General features: G+C 46.0%; 1 protein-coding gene. It reads right to left on the bottom strand.

The window, feature by feature from the left end; all coding sequences use genetic code 11:
• Nucleotides 1-195: 195 nt before the first annotated feature.
• Entirely contained in the window at nt 196-2,310 is a 2,115-nt protein-coding gene (locus NG833_RS17750; protein ID WP_254566616.1) for a tetratricopeptide repeat protein, read from the bottom strand.
• Between the last annotated feature and the right edge of the window lie 285 nt (nt 2,311-2,595).

Here is a 2,595-nt window from a genome sequence, read left to right as displayed (position 1 = left end):
AATTAGATGATTCAATAATTGGGTGATTTGCGATCGGGCGATTCTCGAATCGCCCCTACAGGTGGCGAATTAGATGATTCAATAATTGGGTGATTTGCGATCGGGCGATTCTCGAATCGCCCCTACAGGGATGGGAATTGTGTGATTGAACAATTGGCATTCAGGCGTTCTTTTCTTTCGTTCGTAGTAACGACTTCAGTCGTTATCTTTTTCCCCTTCCCCACCAGAATCCCTTTTCTCCCGCTGTTTTATCTCCCTCTGCGCCCGTTCCTTGCCCTCTTTAGCTGCCCGATAATTCGGTTGATATCGCAACGCCCGATCGTAAGCTAAAACAGCCTCTTGATACTGCCCCAAAGTGGATAAACTATTCCCTTTACCATACCACGATTCCGCATGATCCGGCTTCAAATAAGCCGCCTCATTATAGGAAGAAACCGCCTCCTGATATCGATTCAAATTATAAAGGGCATTCCCTCGGTTATACCAAGCGCGATAGTCGGTTTTCTTCAAATCTATAGCCCGATTATAAGCCTCGATCGCCTGTTCATAGCGGCGTAACTGGTGCAGCGCCCACCCGAAACTATACCAGGCTTCCTGATAGCTTGCCTGAATCTTAACCGCCCGTTCATAAGATTTTGCAGCTTCAGAAGAATCTTTTGACTTCATCAAGGCATTGCCGCGACTGTACCAAGCTTCCGCATAATTCGGCTGAAATCGCACGGCTTTATCATAAGACTCTACCGCCTCTTTTTCTTGATCCAATTGCATCAAAACATTCCCGCGATTATACCATCCTACGGCATAATCAAACTGATATTCTACGGATTTATCATAAGATTTTAAGGCCGATTCATAATCTTTTAATTGATGAAATGCCCATCCCCGGGCATACCAGGCTTCTGAGGATTCCGGTTGAACTTCTAGGGCTTGATCATAGGCGGCGATCGCCTCTTCATACCGCTGCAAACTCAGTAAGGTATTGCCCTTACCATTCCAGGCTTCAGCAGATTCCGGAACCAATTCGATGGCTTTCTCAAAACTGGCGATCGCCCCGTCATACCGCTGCAATTTATTTAACACATCCCCACGGCGAATCCAAGCCTCCAGATATTGAGGATTGAGTTGAATCGCGCGATCGTAAGCATCCATCGCCGCTTCATTCTGATTTAATCGAGAGAGGGTATCCCCTTTTTCTTTCCAGGCTTCTACATAATCCGCCTTAATTTCAATGGCATTTTCATAGCGTTTTAATGCCTCTTCATACCGACTTAAATGATATAAGGTATGCCCTTGTTGGTACAACTCACTGGCATTTACTGATTTGATTTTATTCCAAACAAAAACCGAACCGGCAATCATGCCTGCGCCAATAATTCCGCAAGAAATCACCCCTAAAACCCATTTATGTTTAGAAAAATTAAAGCTAGATTTAGGCAACGACGTAACCCCAGGGACCGAAACGGTCATCACCGTGGGCTTTTCTAAATCTGCGATCGCCTCTAACGCCTCCGTTGCTGACCCATAACGTTCCCGGAAATCATACCGGACCATCCGTTCTAATACCTTGAGAAATTCCGGACTCACCGTCACCAATTCCGCGACTTTGATTTCTTCCGTGTCTGGATCTTTGGGAAATTCATGAGGTAATAAACCCGAAAGCGCTTGCAAGGCAACAATTCCCACCGCATAAATATCACTACTCGGTTTGGGAAACCCAGTTGCTTGTTCACTGGGTAAATAACCGGGAGTGCCAATACAGACACTGAATCCCGGTTGTCCATTGGGATTCAGCAGTTCGGTGGTAATTTGTTTAACTGCCCCAAAATCAATTAAAACTAATTTTTGGTCCGAATTGCGGCGGATAATATTGCGGGGATTGATATCCCGATGAATGACATTTTTACTCTGAACAAATTGTAAAATTTCTAACAGTTCTCGCAGTAAATCTAGGGTAGTTTTCTCATCCAGCTTTTCCCCAGGCGTCAATTCATGACTGAGGTCCTCACCCTCGATATACTCCTGAACCAGATAGAATTCTTGGTTTTCTTCAAAATAGGCGAACAATTTGGGAATGCGATCGTGACTTCCCAACTCATGCAGGGACTGCGCCTCTGTATCGAATAACCGTCTGGCAATTTGCAGAGTGTTCGGATCTGTGGACTGGGGCTGCAATTGCTTGACCACGCAAGGGGCAGTCCCCGGAAGGTGACAATCCTGCGCGAGAAAAGTCGCCCCAAACCCCCCGCTTCCCAAGGAGTTGATAATCTTGTAACGTCCACCGAGAGTTGTTCCGAGCATGATTCCGAGCATGATGGGTTACGGCGAGGGTAGAAACGGGCCATTCAAGCATTTGACCCATTTTGCCATAGGTTAAACAAATCAGCAACCTGGGACCTGGGTGGATTTAGAGGGGGGGATTGGGTTTGGAATTGCTGACCAAAATTATCGAACAGAAGAAGAGAAGAGAACGACTGAAGTCGTTACTACGAACGTGGAGAAGAGAACGACTGAAGTCGTTACTACGAACAACTGGAAGAGAAGAGAACGACTGAAGTCGTTACTACGAACGTGGAGAAGAGAACGACTGAAGTCGTT

Source organism: Oscillatoria sp. HE19RPO, assembly GCF_024220515.1.
Lineage (GTDB): Bacteria > Cyanobacteriota > Cyanobacteriia > Cyanobacteriales > Laspinemataceae > Laspinema.
This window is presented reverse-complemented; position numbering and strand designations above follow the sequence as displayed.